The 18,670-nt window shown below is 69.0% G+C and carries 18 protein-coding genes; 7 read left to right on the forward strand and 11 right to left on the reverse strand.

What is annotated here, in order from left to right; translation table 11 throughout:
* Window positions 1-56: 56 nt before the first annotated feature.
* The 4 genes from ACIBF7_RS26820 to ACIBF7_RS26835 form a co-directional block, all read right to left on the reverse strand.
* On the reverse strand, window positions 57-185 hold the full coding sequence (locus tag ACIBF7_RS26820; RefSeq protein ID WP_397198418.1) for a hypothetical protein: 129 nt from the start codon (window positions 183-185) through the stop codon (window positions 57-59).
* A 66-nt stretch (window positions 186-251) separates the two neighbouring features.
* Window positions 252-3,068: an AAA family ATPase gene (locus ACIBF7_RS26825; protein ID WP_397198419.1), complete on the reverse strand. Its 2,817-nt coding sequence runs from the start codon at window positions 3,066-3,068 to the stop codon at window positions 252-254.
* A gap of 82 nt (window positions 3,069-3,150) precedes the next feature.
* Window positions 3,151-3,756: a 2'-5' RNA ligase family protein gene (locus ACIBF7_RS26830; RefSeq protein WP_219551266.1), complete on the reverse strand. Its 606-nt coding sequence runs from the start codon at window positions 3,754-3,756 to the stop codon at window positions 3,151-3,153.
* A gap of 191 nt (window positions 3,757-3,947) precedes the next feature.
* Complete coding sequence (locus tag ACIBF7_RS26835) at window positions 3,948-4,979, reverse strand: hypothetical protein (protein WP_271279929.1); 1,032 nt, start codon at window positions 4,977-4,979, stop codon at window positions 3,948-3,950.
* Window positions 4,980-5,100: 121 nt separating this feature from the next.
* Between ACIBF7_RS26835 and ACIBF7_RS26840 the strand changes: the two genes are divergently transcribed.
* Window positions 5,101-5,790 carry a DUF899 family protein gene (locus ACIBF7_RS26840; protein ID WP_148034071.1) on the forward strand — a complete coding sequence of 230 codons (690 nt, stop codon included), beginning with the start codon at window positions 5,101-5,103 and terminating at the stop codon, window positions 5,788-5,790.
* Here the strand turns inward: ACIBF7_RS26840 and ACIBF7_RS26845 are convergent.
* A complete protein-coding gene (locus ACIBF7_RS26845; RefSeq protein ID WP_271279927.1) occupies window positions 5,730-6,419 on the reverse strand; it encodes a DUF998 domain-containing protein in 690 nt (229 codons plus the stop codon). The genes ACIBF7_RS26840 and ACIBF7_RS26845 overlap by 61 nt on opposite strands.
* A gap of 78 nt (window positions 6,420-6,497) precedes the next feature.
* The gene (locus ACIBF7_RS26850; protein ID WP_271279926.1) at window positions 6,498-7,718 is read right to left on the reverse strand and encodes an erythromycin esterase family protein; all 1,221 of its coding nucleotides are present in this window, start codon (window positions 7,716-7,718) and stop codon (window positions 6,498-6,500) included.
* A 277-nt stretch (window positions 7,719-7,995) separates the two neighbouring features.
* On the opposite strand from ACIBF7_RS26850, the gene ACIBF7_RS26855 reads away from it, so the two are divergent.
* From ACIBF7_RS26855 to ACIBF7_RS26875, 5 genes are all read left to right on the forward strand, one after another.
* The gene (locus tag ACIBF7_RS26855; RefSeq protein WP_397198420.1) at window positions 7,996-8,478 is read left to right on the forward strand and encodes a DoxX family protein; all 483 of its coding nucleotides are present in this window, start codon (window positions 7,996-7,998) and stop codon (window positions 8,476-8,478) included.
* Between the two features lie 482 nt (window positions 8,479-8,960).
* Entirely contained in the window at window positions 8,961-9,938 is a 978-nt protein-coding gene (gene dprA / locus ACIBF7_RS26860) for a DNA-processing protein DprA (protein ID WP_271278827.1), read from the forward strand.
* Window positions 9,935-10,696: a ComF family protein gene (locus ACIBF7_RS26865; RefSeq protein ID WP_397198421.1), complete on the forward strand. Its 762-nt coding sequence runs from the start codon at window positions 9,935-9,937 to the stop codon at window positions 10,694-10,696. Before dprA ends, ACIBF7_RS26865 begins: the two co-directional genes overlap by 4 nt.
* A 265-nt stretch (window positions 10,697-10,961) precedes the next feature.
* Window positions 10,962-12,074 (forward strand): winged helix DNA-binding domain-containing protein, encoded by a 1,113-nt coding sequence (locus tag ACIBF7_RS26870; RefSeq protein ID WP_397198422.1) that lies wholly within the window; start codon window positions 10,962-10,964, stop codon window positions 12,072-12,074.
* Window positions 12,075-12,169: 95 nt separating this feature from the next.
* Window positions 12,170-12,556, forward strand: coding sequence for a TraR/DksA C4-type zinc finger protein (locus ACIBF7_RS26875; RefSeq protein ID WP_271278830.1), 387 nt, complete (start codon window positions 12,170-12,172; stop codon window positions 12,554-12,556).
* Between the two features lie 12 nt (window positions 12,557-12,568).
* On the opposite strand, the gene ACIBF7_RS26880 is transcribed toward ACIBF7_RS26875, so the two are convergent.
* From ACIBF7_RS26880 to ACIBF7_RS26890, 3 genes are all read right to left on the reverse strand, one after another.
* Window positions 12,569-13,054: a hypothetical protein gene (locus ACIBF7_RS26880; RefSeq protein WP_397198423.1), complete on the reverse strand. Its 486-nt coding sequence runs from the start codon at window positions 13,052-13,054 to the stop codon at window positions 12,569-12,571.
* A 256-nt stretch (window positions 13,055-13,310) separates the two neighbouring features.
* Window positions 13,311-13,781 (reverse strand): hypothetical protein, encoded by a 471-nt coding sequence (locus tag ACIBF7_RS26885; protein ID WP_397198424.1) that lies wholly within the window; start codon window positions 13,779-13,781, stop codon window positions 13,311-13,313.
* Between the two features lie 71 nt (window positions 13,782-13,852).
* Window positions 13,853-15,823: a hypothetical protein gene (locus ACIBF7_RS26890; RefSeq protein ID WP_397198425.1), complete on the reverse strand. Its 1,971-nt coding sequence runs from the start codon at window positions 15,821-15,823 to the stop codon at window positions 13,853-13,855.
* Between the two features lie 603 nt (window positions 15,824-16,426).
* Between ACIBF7_RS26890 and ACIBF7_RS26895 the strand changes: the two genes are divergently transcribed.
* Window positions 16,427-17,170 (forward strand): MBL fold metallo-hydrolase, encoded by a 744-nt coding sequence (locus ACIBF7_RS26895; RefSeq protein ID WP_397198426.1) that lies wholly within the window; start codon window positions 16,427-16,429, stop codon window positions 17,168-17,170.
* 168 nt (window positions 17,171-17,338) lie between these two features.
* Here ACIBF7_RS26895 and ACIBF7_RS26900 read toward each other — a convergent pair whose 3' ends face one another.
* Both ACIBF7_RS26900 and ACIBF7_RS26905 read right to left on the reverse strand, forming a co-directional pair.
* Window positions 17,339-17,545, reverse strand: a complete 207-nt coding sequence (locus ACIBF7_RS26900; protein ID WP_219551276.1) for a DUF397 domain-containing protein — start codon at window positions 17,543-17,545, stop codon at window positions 17,339-17,341.
* Window positions 17,536-18,363 carry a helix-turn-helix domain-containing protein gene (locus tag ACIBF7_RS26905; protein ID WP_397198427.1) on the reverse strand — a complete coding sequence of 276 codons (828 nt, stop codon included), beginning with the start codon at window positions 18,361-18,363 and terminating at the stop codon, window positions 17,536-17,538. Before ACIBF7_RS26905 ends, ACIBF7_RS26900 begins: the two co-directional genes overlap by 10 nt.
* Between the last annotated feature and the right edge of the window lie 307 nt (window positions 18,364-18,670).

Here is an 18,670-nt window from a genome sequence, read left to right on the forward strand (position 1 = left end):
GCGGCGCGCTAACGGGGGGCGGGGCAGTGCCATGGTGGCCTTTCTGGAGGGGGTGGTCAGGCGGGCTCGAAGCCGTCGGGCGGCAGGAGCGGCTCAGGCGGCTCTGACGGCTCGGTCGGCTCGGTCGGCTCCGTCGCCTCTTCCTGGCGGTCGTCGGGGCCGGGCTCGGAGGTGGTTTCGGACATGCCGCAAGTGTCGCCACAGCCCGGCGGAATGGGGTATGGGGAGCCCTATGGGGAAAAATCCCCAATCTAGGAATTCAGGTGGCGGGCGAGCTCCGTCCGTGACCGCGCCCCGACCTTGCGCATGGCCGCGCTGACGTGCTTGTCCACCGTCTTCGGCGACAGGAACAGCTCCTTGGCGATCTCCTGGTTGGTCAGCCCCTCCGCCGCCAGCCGGGCCACCTGCTCCTGGCGGGCCGACAGCGCCTGGTCGCCGCCGTTCTGCGCGGGCGCGGGCGGCCGGACTCCCCACCGGCGGCCCAGTCCCGTGGCGCGGTCCAGGTCCCAGCGGGCGCGCAGCCCGCCGTACAGCGTGACGGCCCGGCCCAGGTGGACGGCGGCCTCGGGGTCGTCCAGGGCGAACAGGCAGGCGGCCGCGTGCTCGTGCGCCTGCGCGGCCTCGTACAGCGCCGGGATCCGCTCGAACGCCTCGGCCGCCGCGGCGAACTCCCGCGCGGCCTCGGCGCCGCGTCCCCCGTCGGCGGCGAGCAGGCCGCGGGCGTGGCCGAGAGCCGGTCCGGCCAGCGGCGCGTCGAGCCCTGCCAGCTGGGACGCGTGCCTGTCGATCACGTCCGCCGCCTCCGCGGCGCGGCCGGCCGCCAGCAGCGCCTCCGTCAGCGCGGGCAGGGCGCGGACGGCCACCGGCCACAGCCCGCCCGCCTCCCAGTGGGAGGCCGCCTCGGCGGCCGTCGCGATCGCCTGCTCCGGTTCGCCGCGCGCGGCGGCCAGCCTGAGCAGCATGCTGATGGGCAGAACGAGGTCGTCGAACTGGCCGCGCGACTGGGCCATCGCGATCGCGTCGAGCAGGGGCGGCAGCGCCGCCTCCTGCCGCCCGAGCACCGCGCCGAGGCAGGCGGCCACGATGTCGACCAGGATGCGCTCGTGCGGTTCGTCGCCGAAATGGCCGCGCAGCTCCTCCAGCCGCGCCGCCAGCCCGTCCCACGAGCCGTCGAAGTAGTCGGCGGCGGCCAGGTTCACCAGGCAGCGGAGCTCCAGCCGCCCGCGGAGATCGGGCTCGGCCCCGTCCTCGATCGCCGCGGCCAGCAGGCGGCGGGCCTTGCGGTGGTGACCGCTGAACAGGGCCGCGCCCCCGATGGACCGGTAGGCGTTGACCTCGCGGCGCAGCAGCCCGCGCCCGCCGGTCTCGCGCAGCAGGTCCTCCGCCAGCCCGTCCCAGCGCGGATCGCCGATCACCACGAAGATCATCGCGATCTTGCCGAGCACCAGCATCCGCATGGCGGGGTCGCCGACGGCGGGCAGGGTCGCGAGCGCCCTCTCCAGCCAGGCCCTGCTCTCGGCGGGCGGCAGGTCGCTGGGCGGGCGGCCCACTCCGACCATGGCCCAGGCGGCCAGCCCCGGCTCCTCGTCCAGGTCCTCGACCGCCTGGGCGAAGGCGTCGCCGATGCGCGCGATGTCCGTCCGCGTGCGTTCCAGGTGGAGGGCGAGCAGGAAGCGGAGCCTGCCGCGGAGCGGGCGCGGCACATCCCCTTCCAGCGCGCCGGTGATGAGGTCGGCGACGGGCGGCGGGCGCAGCAGTTCCAGCGCGGCCCAGCCCAGCTTCACCGTCAGCTCCGCCCGCCGTGCCGCCGGCAGGTCGGTGTCGCGCAGCACGTCCTCCAGCAGGCGCGCGGCCTCGGCGTCGTCGCCCAGCCTCGACGCCTGGTCGGCCGCCTCGATGGCGGTCTCCACCCACTGCTCGGCCCGTCCCGCGTGCCGCAGGTGGTGGGCCAGGCGGCCCAGCGGCACCGGTCGAAGCCCTCGTACGAGATCCGCGGCGGCGGCGTGCAGCGCCTGGCGGCGGCCGGGCGGGATCGCCTCGTAGACGGCCTGCGCCGCCAGCACGTGCCGGAACCCCACCGCGCCGCCCGTCTCGGCGAACAGCCCCGAGCCGAGCACCTCGTCGATCGCCCCGGCGTCACCGTCGGCGAGCACCTCGATGGGCACCGGCGTGCGCAGCACGGCCGCCCGCTCCGCGGCGCGCTTGGCCCCGTCGGAGAGCTGCGCGACCCGCTCGCGCACCGTGACGCGGACGCCGCTCGGCACGTCCAGCTCGTTGAGCGCGCGCCGCGCCCATCCGCCCTCCCATTTGATGAGCGTCCCCCGCGTGCGCAGCAGCGCCAGCAGCTCCTGCACCGCGAGCGGCAGGCCGGACGCCCGCGCGCGGAGGTGTTCGGCGAACTCGGCCGTCACCTGGTCGGCCTCTAGGATCGCCGACGCCATGATCCGCGTCTGGGCGGCGTCGAGCGGCGGCAGCACCAGGTGCGCCACGCTGATCGCGTCGGCCGTCCGCGCGGTGATCGCGCGCACCGCCGCCGGCGCCTCCTCGCCCCGGTACGTCAGCACCACGCGGAGCGTGCCGGGCAGCACGGACATCAGGTAAGTGAGGAACTCGACCGTCTGCCCGTCCGCCCAGTGCAGGTCCTCCACGAGCAGGACGGCGGGACCGAGAGCGGCCATGACCTCGGCGAGCCCCCGGAAGAGCCGGTGACGCTCGGCCGCCCGGTCGTCGGGCAGCCGGGGCTTCTCGGGCAGCACCCCGGCGAGCTCGGGCAGCAGGTCGCGCAGCGCTCCCGCGACCGGCGTCAGCTCCGCCCCGGCCAGATCGGGCGCGCGCCCGCGCAGCGCCTCGACGATCGGCCCCAGCGGGAACGGCTCCCTGATCTGCACGCACGACCCGCTCAGCACCCGCATCCCCGCCACCGCCGGGTCGCCGAGCAGCTCGGCGGCCAGGCGCGACTTGCCGATGCCGGCCTCGCCTTCGATCACCGCCACGGCGGGCGCGGTGGTTACGAGCGCGACGAGCCGGGCGAGCTCCTTCTCCCTGCCCACCAGAACCGGGGAGATCACTCGGCCAGCTCGCACCCGAGTATTCAACTGCACGCGCTTTCACAGATCAATCGTCACCCTATGGGCGGTTTCCAGGACGACCTCATGACGCGCCGAGCCGGACCTCCGCCACCGGGCGCCAGCTCAGCGCCGCCTCCTGGTCGACGATGTGGATGCTGCGGATCGTCACCTCACGGTCCGGCAGCCGCTCCCCTAGCGCGTCGATGACGGGGGCCGCGGGGCCGTCGGAGTTGCTGTAGGCCAGCGTGACCCGGGGAGTCCACGGCTCGTGGTCCAGGACGCCGTCGCGGCCCGTCGCCGCCCGCGTGGCGAACTTCGCCGCTTCGAGCAGCGGCCGGAGCCGCTCGACCGGCCGCGCCTCCAGCGCGACCGACTCGGGGTGGTACAGCACCCGGCCCAGCGTGACGGTGAACGGCTCGACCCTGGCGAGCTGGCCCGCCGCCTCCTGGGCCATCACCCGTACCTGGTCGCCGGTGATCTCGTCCGAGCGGCCGGCGACGAACGTGGTGAGGTGCACGGACTCGGGCGGCACCCGATCGAGACCGGGCACGCCGGCCAGGCGGTCGTGGGCCTCCTGGACGATGGCCCGCGCGCCCGGGTCATCCCCCAGCAGGACCTGCCAGTAGAGCCGGTCCTGCGGTCGCCGTCTCTCCCAGCGGTCGGCCATACGCGTGGGGAGTGAGCTCACACATCCTCCTCGGTGGGGGCGGGCAGAGCCCGAGCGGGGTTGAACGTGTCTAAACGTGCCGATCTGCTCACGTAGCGTGGTCACGATATCGGAGCCGCGCGCGCGAAGGACGGCCAATCGCTCGCCCGGCCCGGCTCAGTCCTGTGGCTTGCGCCAGACGATGCTGTAGCGCGACAGGAGAGACCGCCCGCCTACCGGTAGGCGGGGTAGTAGGGCAGCTCGGCGACCTCCCAGTGCGCGGTGGTCTCCAGGCACGCCCGTACGGCTTCCTGAACAGCGGGGAACTCGCCCGCGTCCAGATGCTCCAGCAGGTAGCCCCACCGGTGGCGCAGCAGCTGGCGCCTGCTGGGCACGGGCGTCCGGGTGGAATGCGTGGGCCGGTCCCGCTCACGCGCCCCCGGCAGCATGGCCCACGTCATGAACATGGTCCAGGTGGCCACGGCCTGCCGCACCCCCGCCGCCCAGAGTCCGTCGTCGGCCAGCTCGGGATGGACGACGACCACCTCCTCGCGGTACGCGTCCTCGATCTCCGCCGCCTGCCCGGGCGGCAGCCGGAACACGCACCAGCACGTCGCGAACGGCATGCGCACGTAGGCCGCGTCGAGAAAGGCCGAGTGGTATCCGGCCCTCTCGAAGTCGAGCACGCGCATCCCGCCCGCTGTCAGCAGGTTGTTGTCCGGGCAGATGTCACCCGGCGAGAAGACCGGGAACCGCTCCTGGTCCGCCTCCAGGGCCGCGAGCTCGGCGTCGAGGCCCGCGGGCACCGAGGGCAACACCTCTCCGAGACCACTCAGGAGACGCCGTCTCGCCTCGCCCCCGGAGTAGACGGCCCGCGCCCGCTCCCACTCCCGCCGCCTCCCCGCGCCGGCCACGGCGATCCGCCCGTACGTCCTGGCCCAGGCGAGCAGCCCGTCCCTCGCCGCCTCCGCCGACTCCCCGAGCAGCAGGTCGGCCAGACTCGGCGCGACGCCGAGATCCGACATCACGACGAGCGGGAAGGACGGGTCCACCGCCAGCAACCGCGGCCCCGACCCGCCGCAGAACGGCAGCCCGGCCGCTTCGGCCGCGAACCCCGCGACCTCCCGGTACGCCTTGACCACCACGGTGCCGCCGCCGGGGGTCGCACACCTCAGGACGTGGCTGCGCGAACTCCCGCCGAGATCGACCGGCCCGCTGACCTCCTCGCCCAGGACCGCCGCGGCCGCCGCCAAGATCCTCTCCACGCCTGCACCCTAAAGGATCGCGGTTGGCGGCATTCCTACCGAAACGTGAGGAACGCCTGCCGATGAATTCGACGGCCGGGGCAGGTCTACCTCTTTCGGACACGGCAAGCAGGGAGAAGACATGGACACGAAAGCACTACCGCCCGTCGTCGACGCCGCCACCTGGCAGCGTGAGCTCGAAGCGCTGCGGGTCAGGGAGAAGGCCGCTACCCGGGAGCTCGACGCCATCGCCGCCCAGCGCCGCCGCCTGCCGATGGTGCGGATGCCGGACTACACGCTGGAGGGCGAGGACGGACCCGTCCGCCTGGTGGACGTCTTCGAAGGCAAGAGCCAGCTGATCGTCTACAACCACATGTGGTTCCCTGGCAAGGAGTGGCAGTGCCCGGGCTGTACGGGGTTCACCTCGCAGTTCACCCGGCTGGAGTTCCTGGACGACTACGACGCCCGGTTCGTCATCGTCACCCAGGGCCCCATCGACGAGGCACTCGCCTACAAGCGGCGGGTCGGCAACAAGATGACCTGGTACTCCACCGCGAACAGCCCGTTCGGCGCCGACGTCGGCGCGCCGCCCGGCGAAGGCTTCGCCGTCAACGTGTTCCTGCGCGACGGCGACACCGTCTACCGCACCTGGCACACCAACGGCCGGGGCACCGAGCAGCTCACCCACACCTTCGCGCTGATCGACCTCCTGCCGTACGGACGGCAGGAGGAGTGGCAGGACTCGCCCGACGGCTGGCCGCAGTCGCCCACCTACAGCCGCTGGGCCTCCTCCGAGGACATCGCGGCGCAGTACGGCGACGACAACGCCTGAGGCCCGGCGCGCAACCACCAGGAGACGACGGCGAGCCAGCTGGAGATGATCACCGCGGCGGCGGCGAACCGCAGGCTCGCGCTGTCCTCGCTCCACGGCGGCACCGTGAGGACGAACGTGGCGACGCTCGTCGCAGCGCTGTACACCGTCCGGCCGCGGCGTCCCTGACCGGCGAACCGCCGGGCGAACACGAGCCCGGCTGCGATCAGGGACAGGAACGCCGCGGCCGCGAAGACCGTGTGCAGGAGGCTGTTCACGCTGAGATGCCCGGGAAGACCCTCGGGGGCGCCGACCGGCCAGCCCAGGGCGGGGTCGGGGGCGAAGATCCCGCCGCCGATCATGCCCACGCCGTAGACGAGGACCAGCGCCGGCCCGGACGTGCCCGCCCGTCCGGGGTGCAGCGCCCGCCGGATGCCGGCCGCGAAGAGGACGGCCAGCAAGCCCGTGACCACGAAGTTCGCGATCTGGAGCCAGCCGAGATCGCCGAGTGTCAGCGAGCTCAGCGCGTGCCGGGGCAGGTCGAAGCCGGCGCGGGTGAAGGCCTGCGCGAACGAGACGACGGGGAAGAGCATCCCGGCGAGCGCGCCGCAGCTCAGCAGGAGCGTGGTTCGGCGGTGTTGGGCGGTCATGGGTCCGGTCCTTTCACGAAAGGGTGCGTACCGCATGACGACGAACGGGTAGGCGCCGGATGGACACGGGCGCCGACCCTAGAGGGGCGTGCAGGGAGTGATCACCTGCCGGTGGATGACCACGTCGAACCACTGCGCCAGCGACCCGCCTTCCATGTACGAATTCTGCGCCGCCGCCGGGACGTAGTCCGAGTAACCGCGTACCTTCGCCGGCGCGCGCAGCCACTCGCGCACGGCCTCCGGCGCCTTCGCGCGCAGGTCCACGACGTACCGGGCGCGGCCGACGTCGCCGAACACGCGGTTGGCGAAGCCGGGGTCGGGGCGCGGGACCGGCGCCGGGGCCACGCCGCAACCGTCCCCGGTGCTCAGCCTCCCGTGGTCGAACAGCACGCCGATCGAGCGGTAGCGGTCCCCGTACCAGCGGCGCAGGTAGGAGCCCGCGCTGTCGAAGGCGACCGCCTCGCCGCCGAGCACCATCCGCAGGCCCGGCGCGGCGGCGGTGTGCGCGCTCGCCGCCCAGTAGGCCACCTTGTCGCCGGTGCGGCGTTGCCACCAGCGCAGGTTCTCGGCCGCGCGGGCGTCGCGGTAGGCGTAGACGTCCTCGAAGGGCAGGCTGAACGCTTCGTACCAGGAGAGGATCTGACGGGCGTGGTGCAGGGCCAGCCGCTGCCGGTCGTTCCCGGGCAGCCCTTCGACCAGCTCGTACACCGCGTGGGCGTGACGGATGTAGGGCCGCTTGTCGGTCACCCCCATGTACCACCTCAGGTTGGCCCCGGCGTCCTCGTGGCGGGGCCGGATGGGCCGCAGGTGCCTCCGCAACTCGCCCAGCCGCTGCGGGGCGGCCTCGGTCACGTACGAGGAGACGGCGTCGTAGGCGAGGGAGCGGGTGGCGTAGTACTCCACGCCGACGAACCGCACCTTGTCGTCGTGGCCCGCGTTGTACGCCCGCAGCCAGGCGAGCACGTCGCGCACCTCGCGGTTCCGCCACGTCGTCGTCAGCTCGCCCATGAGCGCGTCGAGGTCGCCCTCGCCGGTCAGGACGTACCGGTTGACCCGCACGCTCGTCGTCCAGTCCTCCTCCCACGCGATCGAGCGGAACCCCATCTCCTCCACGAGGAAGCGCAGGACGCCGAACTTGATCGTGGCCTCCTCGTGGGTGCCGTGGCTGGACTCCCCCAGGCCCACGACGGTGGCCGCGCCGATCGCCTCCCTGGTGACCTGCTGCTGGGCGTTCTTGTCGATCCAGTCGACGACGTGCGGATCGACGGCCAGGACACCTGCCATGAGCAAGCGCACCATGATGACTCCCGTTTCTGCGAAGGGACGGTGAGCCCAGAGTCCTGCTCGGCCCGGCGCCGGCGCGTCCGCCGGGCGTCCCATCGCGAACTACGCCCGCCGCCCTAGGGGATCGGACCGGACCTCCCCCTAGGGCGGACCCTTAGGCGTGAGGCAGTAGGCGCGTGACCCGCCGTACCTGTGAAGGCGTAGACCAACTGCCTCCCGTCGCCGGATGTTCTCCGCCGGCCGTCTCGCCAGTCTGGATCCAGACGGAAACGACACCGACGGGGAGAAAGAAATGATCGAGAACGCGACCTCAAAGCTGACCACCTGGCTGTCCAGGCACAGCATCGACATCCTGCGCGTCAGCCTCGGCCTGGTCTTCGTCGCCTTCGGCACCCTCAAGTTCTTCCCGGGAGTCAGCCCGGCCGAGGCCCTCTCGGTGGCCACGCTGGAGAAGCTGTCCCTGGGCATGCTGTCGGGTTACGCCGCCCAGCTCGTGATCGCCGGCATGGAGGTCTTCATCGGCCTCACCCTGGTGACCGGCAGACTCCTGAAGACCGGACTGGTCGTGATGACCGGCGCACTGGCCGGGTTCTTCGCACCGTACGCACTGTTCTTCACCGACCTGTTCCCCGGCGCCCCCACCCTGGAGGCGCAGTACATCTTCAAGGACATCGTCCTGGCCGCCGCCGCCATGGTCATCGGCGCCCGCGCCCTGGGCGCCCGGCTGGTCCCGGCCCGCGAGCGCCGCACGGAGCGCGTTCACGCGGCGGCCTGACCCCTCCCCGACGGTGCCTCCCGGACCGGTTCCGGGAGGCACCGTTCCGCTTGAGACATAGCCCGCGTCCGGCTGCTGGACCCCACCTCGCCTGAGCATCCGGCCCCGGCTCTGACACGGAGCTCCATCAGTTCGCGGAGACCGTGAACCGCACGGGTTCACGGAGTACCGAAGCAGCGGTGGGGAGATCGGCCAGGCGGGCGGACAACGTCTGGTGAGCGGCGTCACGCGGCACGCGGATGACATTTTCGGTAGGCACGGGCCGCCAGACACATCGTTCGTATACTCACCGTAAGAACTCAATGTCTCTGAGCTACCTCAAAACTGGCTAGCCGATATCGATCATGGCTTGCCGCCATATCGATCATCGATGCAGCTCGTCAGATATCTAGTACTACTTGGCAATATGGACATATCTTCGGGCGACATAAGCATCTCCAGTACCATAAGACACGCATTCGAACATGTGTTTGGAGAGTAGGATGCGGATCACTGAAGAGCAGTCACGACTGCTCGCGATATGCATGGTCAAAGGCGTCAGCTGGTACCTCATCGCGCGAGAGGCTCAACGTCCCAACGGCTTGGCCCGCCTATGGTCGGGCAACATCATCGAGTCCTCCCCTGAGGCGACCAAAGCCAGAGCCCTCATCACCAACAGCGCCCAGGAGCTCAATCGCTACGTCGAATCTGCCGTTCAGCAGGCCGAACTCGCGGCCGACAGCGGGGCTCGACTCGTCACTGTCGTGGACAAGGAGTATCCCGCCACCCTCCGGTTGATCTTCAACCTTCCACCGTTCCTGTTCGTCCGGGGCGAACTCCGCGAAGCGGACCTACGCAGCGTGGCCGTCGTCGGTACCCGTCAGGCGAGCGAGGACGGACTACGCCGGGCACGCCGGATGTCCGGCCTGCTCACCGAACGTCAGGTCACCGTGGTGTCCGGCCTCGCCCGAGGCGTTGACACCGCGGCGCATACCGCAGCGCTCGATACCGGCGGCAGGACGATCGCGGTCGTGGGGACGGGCATCCTGCGCTGCTACCCGGCCGAGAACCGCGCCCTGGCCGACCGGATCGCCGAGAACGGAGCCGTGGTCTCCCAGTTCTGGCCGGAAGCCAACGGCGCGACCCATACCTTTCCCCGCCGCAATGTCACCATGTCCGGCATCGCGCAAGGCACGGTGGTGATCGAAGCCGCAAGCACGTCCGGGGCGAAGATGCAGGCGCGGCTGGCGCTGGAGCATGGCAAAAGGGTGTTCCTGCTACGTAGTCTCACCGAGGCTCAGCCGTGGGCGCAGGAGTACGTCAAGAAGCGCGGGGCGCTCATGGTGGAGGACGTGGACGATGTCGTGAAGAGCCTGTCCAGCCCGGATCGGATCCAAGCGGTCAACGAGTCCCGCGCTCAGATGACCCTCGACTTCGAAGATCTGAAACTGGAGGCGCCATCGCCCGGGGCGCTGTGGTGACCAAACCAGGGCGGCTGGCCTATGGCGACGGCCCACCCCCCGCCGGGTTCGGCGGTTGCGGCGAATGTCCCTACCTGCAGGCAGGGCACGTCCGCATCTGCCACGAGTGCGCATCGGAGAGCTTCCGGCCGCCGAACGAACCCAACTGCCGGATCTGCCACCAGGTGTTGCGGGGTGGCGAGCTCGCTTGCTCCAACAGGCTCTGCAGCGACCCACAGCGTGCTTTCGAGTGGACGGCTGTCGTCGGGGTCAAGGCCGGCACCCTGGAGCAGGGAGTTCTCCGACTGAAGCGCGGAGCATACGGGTGGGGGATGATCTTCGCACGGATCATCTTAGGTCACCTCTACACCCACCCCGAGCTCGTCGACGAGGTGGACGCCATCATCCCGATGCCCGCCTATCGTGAGTCACACCAGGCACGCAAAGGCAATGATCACACTGGGTACGTCATCGAACGGGCGATCCTCGAAGAGGATGAGGATCTCCCATTCGTGCTAGACCCGCCGCTCATCGAAAAGACGCGAGCCACTCCCCGAATGCGAGACACGACCTCCCTTATCGAGCGTCAGATCGCGGCGAATGAGCTGTACGCCGCGCTACGTGTGCCGGACCCGGCTCGTGTGCGAGGCCGACGCGTCATGGTCTACGACGACGTCTTCACCGCTGGTAGTAGCCTCAACGCGGTGGCCATGCGGCTCAAGGCGAGCGGCGCGGTGAACGTGTACGGGCTCACTCTGGCTCGCGCTCGGTGGCGCTGACTGCCGGCGAAGTCGCGGGAGCGGCGGCGAACTGAACGTGACGGGAAACCGTGGGAGCGTTCTCGCCCAACCGAGAAATTGATCTTCAAGTTCACCGTGCCAAGCGATCGTCATGAAGGCTGGGTGGCAGGGGCGCAGAGCTCGCGGTACGCCTCGCGCAGTTCGGCGACCTCAGGTGCCCCCGGGCCGTCGAGGACGCGGGCGCGCATCGTAGGCCTGATTGTCGGTGGCGAAGGCTACGGTGAGCGCGAGGAGGCGTTAACCAGTGGAACTTTCCCCCCAGCAGGTGCTCGGCCTGCGGATGTCCAGCCTGCTGCTCCGGGCGTCGTCCGGCGGCGCCGGCGGGGCGGCGGGCGTGGCCGAGGTGGTGACTTGGCTCGGGGCGATGCAGGCGCAGGACCTGGCCAGCGGGCTGTGGTCGTTCGGTGCGCGGCTGCCCGGACACACCGCCGCCGACGTCACCGCCGCGCTGGAGCGGCGGGAGGCGCTGCGCACGTGGCCGATGCGCGGCACCATCCATTTCGTCCCGCCCCGTGACGCCCGCTGGATGGTCGAGCTGATGGGCGTCCGGGTGCTGAACGGCGCGGCGAGGCGGCGCGAACAACTCGGTCTTTCGGAGGAGACCGCCGTCCAGGCCATGGACGTGCTGGGCGCGGCCCTGGCCGGCGGCGGGCGGCTGAGCCGGTCGGAGTGCCTGGCCGTCCTGACCGAGAAGGGCATCGGCACCGGGGGCCAGCGCGGCTACCACCTGCTGTGGTACGCCAGCCAGCGGGGCCTGCTGTGCATCGCCCCCAACCTCGGCAACGAGCAGAGCTTCGTGCTGCTCGACGAGTGGGTCCCCGACCCGCACCGGCCGGAGCGCGACGAGGCGCTGGGCACCATGGCCCTGCGCTACTTCCGCGGCCACGGACCGACCACCCGGCAGGACTTCGCGGGCTGGACCGGCCTGACCGCGGCCGACGCCAAACGCGGCATCGCCGTGGCCGGTGACGCGCTGGCCCGGGTGACCGTCGACGGGGTGGAGACGTACGTCGACGCCGCGCTCCTCGACACCGCCCCTCCCCCGGCCGGCGACGACGAGGTGCTCGTGCTGCCAGGGTTCGACGAATACCTGCTGGGCTACAAGGACCGCTCGCTCATGGTCGCCGACGAGCACAAGGCGGCCATCATCCCCGGTGGCAACGGGGTCTTCCGGTCCACCGTGGTGCGCGCCGGCCGGGTCGTGGCCACCTGGACACGCACCCTCACGAAGAGCGGGGTACGGATCGCCGTCCAGCCGCTCTCACCGCTCGGCGGAAGCGACCGGGCGGAGGTCGAGCGGGCGTTCGAGCCGTACGCGCGGTTCATGGAACGCACCCCGGAGGTGCGCTGGCCGTGACCCGGCGGCCGTGGTCTTCGCGGGCGATGGCGCCAGCCCAGGTCATCTCCAGGGAGGGGCGGCGAATAATCTGGTGGGGAAGGTGAGGAGCCGTGATGGCCGAACACGATCGGGACGCCGCGCTTTCCCCCTCCGAGCAGGCGACCATACGTGACCTGCTCGACGCCGACCGCCGCAGAACCACGGAGCGCATCGCCCTGCTGGGCCGCGACCGTGACGAGATCGTCACCTCGTCGGCGCTGACGGCCTCCGACGACGAGCACGACCCCGAGGGCACGTCCACGGCGTTCGAGCGGGCCCACGTCCAGGCCCTTCTCGATCAGGCTCTGACCCACCTCGCCGAGCTGGACCTCGCTTCCGAGCGGCTACGCGACGGCACCTACGGGACGTGCGCGAGGTGCGGGCAACGCATCCCCATCGAGCGCCTGAAGATCCTCCCGGCCATCAAGACCTGCGTGAAGTGCGCCTCCCGCCGCCGCTGACCCGCCCCGCTCTCACATGAAGTTGCGGGTGTGCAGGGCGGCCAGGTCGGCGGCCTCGTCAGCCGGGAAACCGAGACGGACCAGCCGGTTCCTGCGCCCTTCGAGCATCTCCGTCTGGAGCAGCTGGACCGCCGCGTGCCCCCGGGCGATCGCGGCGGGACTCCACTCACCGGCTGCCAGCACGGTCAGGGCGTCGAGCACGTCCGCGTTGATGCCGGCGGTGTCGGCCAGCGCGTCGTGCCGCCGCTCGATCGCTCCTCTGAGCGTGCCCCGGAAGGCGGGATCGGCGCGGGCCTGCTCCTCCAGGTGAGCGATGCCGAAGGCCACGTGACGGGCCTCGTCCTGGTGGGCCAGGGCCACGATCCGCCGCGTGACCGGGTCGGGCGCGTACCGGTCGAGGAAGGACAGCAGGTTGAGGAAGCTGCCCTCGCCGAGCACCGACAGCAGGAACGACCAGCGCAAAGTTACGGCTTGGCCGATTCGCAAGCGCTCAGGCACGCCGACCATCCCTCACCCAGACCAAACACTCTCGTCGCTCTTCCATGCCGCAGCCGGGCAGGGTTCGCTGCCCTTCAGCCGCGATGTCGGGGACACAACCGGCCGATCGGTCTGGTTCCGGGTGTCCGGCCGCGTATGTCTTCCAGGATGTCGTTGCCGGCGCGGACGACGCGGGAGCGGTGGAGTTCGAGTTTGGCTTCGAAAAGCTTGGCCGGGCCCACCCCGGATACGGCCGGAGTGGAACTCCGACATCGGATCAGCCGTCCTCACCGGCGCTGGAGGTAGGCATGAGTTTTGGGCCGATGAGCTTCATGAAGGCGACGACGTCGGCGGCGTTGTCGCGGCCCTTGACGCCTTTCAACAGCTCTACCGACAGTCGCGACTTGCCTTTCACCAGCATCGAGCCCACGTGGCCTTCTTCGCCGGGGTAACTGCCGTAGTAGCCGATAGCGCCAGGGATGATCTCCGGTAGTCGCTTGCCCGCGCCATCGCGGACAAGGCTCTCCACATAGCCGCGAACGCCTCCGGTATCGAGTGCGATGCGAAGCACTGCCCGTCGTTCGTCGGTTCGCTCGTAAGCGATGCAGGCACCGACGGCAGGAGGGTCTTCCAGCCCAAGCGATCCAGAGACACGGGGGTCGGTGACCCCTGTCATCCGCTCCACCGCGATTTTCGGGATGTAGTCGCAGATGAAGGGCGGGCCGTATGCCACGGGCATCGGGGTCATGTCGGCCTCGCCAGAGCCCGAACAAGCGCTGACCAGAGCGCAAGCGAGGAGCGTTCCGAACCTGGTGGCGCTCAGGGATAGTCGGCGAAACCGAATGTGAAACCGTTGTCGAAGCTGGTCTGTACGTTCTGCTCTTTCCACGGGTTGTCCTCAGCGCGATCGTAGAGCCAGGTTCGGTAAGCGTCGTGGCGTGAGCCGTCGCCCGCCAGCATCTGCTGGTGGGTCATGAGCGTCGTGCCATCCTCTTTCAAGAAGTTGTTCGATGCGCTGCGCGGGTCCTCGCCAGGTCCGAGGTCGGTGAGGGAAGACCACGGATGCGATTTCCCGGGAGGATCGGCTGAGCCGAAGAGGCCATGGTTGAACATGGCCTGGGCGCCGAGTTGATGGGTTGAGAAGCGCATCTGTTCTGCGGCGTTGTTGGCCGCGAAGACGGCGTCCTTCTCCGCGTTGCCTTTGACCTCATCTTCGATCGTGCCGGTCCAAGCGCCTATCACGGCCGCTCCGACAGGCCATGCTCCTGCCTGCGGCAATGCCATCCCGGTGTTGATCGCGGCCATGAGGATCTTCATGGTCCGCTTCTGGTCCTCGTCGAGTTCGCGGCCTTTCTCTATGCCGGCGAGCCCGGCCGCGTTGGTGATGAGGCCGAAGGCGGCTCCGACCTGATACGACGCGGTTTCGAATATCTCGGCTCCGCGTTTCCCCGCCAACTGCCCGGCACCGTGGTCGAGGAGATGGTTTCCCCACGCCGTCTCGGCGGCTGTGACCACTCCGAAGGCATTCTTGTCCTCCTTGAACGCCTCCTGCATCACAGCCCGGAGTTCGGTCTTGTTGAATCTCGCTCCCCAGTCCTCCCGTCCAGGAAGGTTTGGGTTGTCCTGTCGATATACGCCAGAGGGCTCGGGGCCGGGGGTGGCCGCTACGCGGGTGACATCGGGGATGTACGCCGCCAGGATGCGGCCTATGGAGCCGGCCGCCACCAGGGATTTCGGATTCTTGTCCCCCTTGAGTCGTTCATGTTGGAGGTGAACGAGGTCGGAGGCGAGCTTGGCCGAGAGGTAGCCGCGGGACGGGTCCAGGGCGGTGCCCGCATGGTCGCGATACGTCATCGTGGCCGCCTCCAGCGCCAGGCCCAACGCCACGCCACCGTCCTTCAGCGGTTTCTCCATGACATAGAACCTGAGCGCAGACGGGTCATAGACAAAGAATTCCTGGGCTGCTTTCGGGTGTCGGCCCAGTGCCTCGAACACTTCCTTCATCACGGACTGGTGAAACGCTTCGGGCAAAGGTCTTCTCACTTGCTGACCAGCAAACCAGGAGTTCTGCTCGGTCCGCGAAGCCGAATCCACCTTCCTGGCCACGTTCAGCAGGAAGTCATGGTCGAACATGCCATGCTTGAGCGCCCGCGCGAGCGCGAAGTACTCCTCCCGTTCGTCGAGGTCAGCCGTCAACCCGTCCCGCCAACCGTCGCCCAGACGGGGACTCGCGGCGCCGAGAGCCTTGCTCAGGGCGGCCTGGAGACGCTTGCCCTTGTCGTCCCCTTGAGAGATCGCCTCGCGCATGAGCGCCAGATAGGTCTCCGGCCCCAGGGCATGCATGAGCTTTGTGGCGAACTCCGGATCCTGCGCGCGCTTCTCAAAAGCGGTGAGGGCTGGGTCACCGATCTTGCCGTCAGCGGTCAGGTGGCTGGTAGCGGCATAGACATCGGGATCGTTGAACGTCTTGCTGTAGAGCCCTTCGTCGAACGCGACCATTCTGTTGACTGCCTGGCCGGGAGCTGCCCAATCCGCCTTTTCTGCGGTGATGGTCTCCGTGCGCCGGCGTAATTCTGGACGCTTGGCGCTGATCCAATTGGCGGCTTCCCGGAACGCGGTCAGGTGCGAGGTGTCAAGGTCGAACTGCTGAAGGGCTCGGCGAATCTCCAGCTCGCTGCTTTCCATCGTGGACCCCGTACGGCCGAGTGCCGGCTCGAAAAGTGCCATCAGGCCGGGGTCGATGCCGGAGTAATCCCCGCCCAGATGAGGGCGTGGATCGGGATAGCTCATGCGGGCCTCCGGCACGAACGGCGGGATGCACACGGTCAGCAGGGCCAGCGTACCCCCGGGCCGGCCGCTCGTTGAGTTCTCCTGTCACGACCGATATGGCGTTACTGCGGGTCCGTCAGCCGACGGTACGTGAACGAAGGCTCTGAAGTTTCAACGTATGGGAAACGAATAGGAAGCCCCAGAACTTATGGCCAGGAAAGACGTTGACGGCGTGGACCACACCAGACTTCAGAGAGGGACGGGGGCATAACGAGGAGTCCTGCGTGACGATCGCCGCGGAGCAGGAGTGAGATCATCGACGACTGCGCGGATCGTCTCCACTTCCACCGTGAGCGGCTGAACCCACGATCCGGCTGCCGAGCCGCTGTGGAATATCTCCAGCGCGTGCATGGCAGGGCTGAAGCGTTTTCACATGGTGAGACCGAGTAGTTGAAGACCGTCGGCAGGGTGGCTGCGGTAGTGGTCGGTCCAGCCGATGATGCGGGTCAGGCCGATGGCTGCGTGTGTCGGCGTACGGGCTGACGTGCACAGCCAGGTACGAGCGAACGCGCACGGCTCATGCGGGCGCGCCATGGTTGGTGAGCCGGCCGTTAGAGTTCATGGATGCTGCTGACTATCCTTGGCGGATGCGGCGCGTGGCCGGCGGCGGGTCAGGCCTGCAGCGGTTACCTCGTGGAGCACGACGGGTTCAGGCTGCTCGTCGACCCTGGATACGCGACGGTGCCGCGACTGCTGGAACGGATCACCGCCGATCAGGTCGACGCGGTGTTCATCAGTCACGGACATCCCGATCACTGTGCCGACCTGAACCCGCTGTTGCGTGCGCGTGCGTTGCGTGATGACCCACCGGCGCCGTTGCCGGTGTACTCGCTGCCCAGCGCCCTGGATGCGGTGCTCGCGCTGGACCGCCCGGGGATGCTGACCGACGCTTATGTCCTGCACGAGTTCAACGCCGGCGACCAGATCGCCATCGGCCCGTTCCGCGCGCAGACCCGTCTACTGCCGCACTCGGTGCCCAATGCGGGCATACGGCTGACAGCGGGTGAGCGAGTGCTCACGTACACCGGGGACACCGGCCCGAGCCCTGATGTGGTGGACCTGGCGCGCGACGCTGACCTGCTCCTGGCCGAGGCCACATTCGTGGACCAGGTCCCGCAGGGTTCGCGGCGCCACCTGTCGAGCGCCCGCCAGGCAGGTCGGCAAGCCAAGGAAGCCGATACCCGACGCCTGTTACTGACTCACCTGCAGCCGGGCACAGACGCCACAGCCGCACGAGCCGCTGCTGGGGCCGAATACGACGGCGAGATCGGCATCGCCACCTCCGGTCTCACCATCGATCTTTCCTGAGCAGGCCTTCCTGAGGCTTCGACAGCAGTGACGCCGATTTGCCGCCCAGGCCATCCAGGTCAAACGCCGCCGCACCGACCTCAAGAAGCGTTCTCATGTGGTGACCTGGCGTGCATGGAGACGTCGCACCGGTGACTGCCATGGGTGATGGAAATCGCGGCTGGCGGTTCAACCCAGGGAGTCGAACTCGCCAGCCCTGACGCCGCCGAGGAAAGCCTTCCACTCGGCGGGGGTGAAGGTCAGCTTGGGGCCGTCCGGGTTCTTACTGTCGCGTACGGCGACTACTCCGGGCAGGTTGGAGGCCACTTCCACACACTGACCGCCGTTGCCCCCGGAACGCGACGACTTCCGCCAGACTGCAGCGCTCAAGTCCATCCGCATCTCGCCTCTTCGATCATTCTGAGGGACATGCGCTCAGGATAGGCCCAGAGCCGAATCGCCTCATAGCGCTTCCAGATCGCAGTCACAGTATCGAGGTCCGTGGTGATCTGACCCTCGGTCGAAGAATCCACATGAACGACATCCGGCTGCCCATCCGGCAACTCAGCGATCATGAAAGCGCCCATGAGGCCTGCTAGACATTTCGGATCGACGATCTGAATGGAGACAGTCGGCTGACGAGCACGCTTCAGCAGGTGGTCAAGCTGTTCACGCATCACTTCGGGCTCGCCGACTTCGCGTCGGAGTACCCCCAGGTCGATCATCACGAGGAACGTGAAAGCATTCTCCCGTTCGAGGATTTGCTGCCGTCGCGTACGGGCCTGAATTCGCTCCTCCACTTCCTCGGCCGTGATGCGGGGTTCCTGACTGAAGATGCAGCGAGCGTAGGCCTCGGTCTGGAGGAGGCCGGGGATCAGGAGGGGATCCCAGGAGCGGAGGATGCGGGCCGTGGGTTCGATCTCCTCGACCCAGCTGCGAAACCAGACCGGGCCGCCGGGCTGGGCGACGATGCGCTGGTAGAGCCTGGTGAAGGAAACACCGTCGGGCGTACCGAAGAGCCGGTCCAGTCGCTCGGCGTCTGACTTCGACGGGCTCCGGGTGGCCTTCTCCAAGCGGCTCACCTGGGTCTGGGTGCAGCCGAGGCGAGAAGCCACCGCGGCCTGCGAGAGCTGCGCGGCCTCCCGCAGGCGGCGCAGCTCGGCGCCGAAGCGGACTCTCGGGGACCCGGGATCGAGAGACGGCACAACATCCATCGAATTTCCTCCTGAAATAGACGAATTGCCTGCCGCTGGATTTCGCGCCCTATCCAGTCCAGGGCAGACCAGAGAGTGTCATGAGCCTTTCTGTTTCGGACTTCCGAACCACTCACCGCCCTAATAACGAAAAGGCAGTCTAGACGCGAACCTTCCGCTCAGGGAAAGGCCGAGCCTCACCTTTTGGGCCTGTCAGAAATCCCCGGAGGGCGGAAGCGTCGAGGGAGGCGGTAGATGACAGCGGGCGAGCAGTACGAGAGATTCGGTCACCTGGCTGGAGGTGTCCCCATCAGGCCTCACGGAGCTT

This window comes from Nonomuraea sp. NPDC050478, assembly GCF_044458265.1.
GTDB classification, from domain to species: Bacteria; Actinomycetota; Actinomycetes; order Streptosporangiales; family Streptosporangiaceae; genus Nonomuraea; species Nonomuraea ferruginea.

Excerpts from the sequence above, each read along its gene's own strand:
- ACIBF7_RS26820 (WP_397198418.1), bottom strand. The coding sequence starts at position 185 with ATGTCCGAAACCACCTCCGAGCCCGGCCCCGACGACCGCCAGGAAGAG.
- ACIBF7_RS26840 (WP_148034071.1), top strand. The coding sequence starts at position 5,101 with ATGGACACGAAAGCACTACCGCCCGTCGTCGACGCCGCCACCTGGCAG.
- ACIBF7_RS26845 (WP_271279927.1), bottom strand. The coding sequence starts at position 6,419 with ATGACCGCCCAACACCGCCGAACCACGCTCCTGCTGAGCTGCGGCGCG.
- ACIBF7_RS26850 (WP_271279926.1), bottom strand. The coding sequence starts at position 7,718 with ATGGTGCGCTTGCTCATGGCAGGTGTCCTGGCCGTCGATCCGCACGTC.
- ACIBF7_RS26855 (WP_397198420.1), top strand. The coding sequence starts at position 7,996 with ATGATCGAGAACGCGACCTCAAAGCTGACCACCTGGCTGTCCAGGCAC.
- dprA (WP_271278827.1), top strand. The coding sequence starts at position 8,961 with ATGCGGATCACTGAAGAGCAGTCACGACTGCTCGCGATATGCATGGTC.
- ACIBF7_RS26875 (WP_271278830.1), top strand. The coding sequence starts at position 12,170 with ATGGCCGAACACGATCGGGACGCCGCGCTTTCCCCCTCCGAGCAGGCG.
- ACIBF7_RS26885 (WP_397198424.1), bottom strand. The coding sequence starts at position 13,781 with ATGACCCCGATGCCCGTGGCATACGGCCCGCCCTTCATCTGCGACTAC.
- ACIBF7_RS26890 (WP_397198425.1), bottom strand. The coding sequence starts at position 15,823 with ATGAGCTATCCCGATCCACGCCCTCATCTGGGCGGGGATTACTCCGGC.
- ACIBF7_RS26895 (WP_397198426.1), top strand. The coding sequence starts at position 16,427 with ATGCTGCTGACTATCCTTGGCGGATGCGGCGCGTGGCCGGCGGCGGGT.
- ACIBF7_RS26900 (WP_219551276.1), bottom strand. The coding sequence starts at position 17,545 with ATGGACTTGAGCGCTGCAGTCTGGCGGAAGTCGTCGCGTTCCGGGGGC.
- ACIBF7_RS26905 (WP_397198427.1), bottom strand. The coding sequence starts at position 18,363 with ATGGATGTTGTGCCGTCTCTCGATCCCGGGTCCCCGAGAGTCCGCTTC.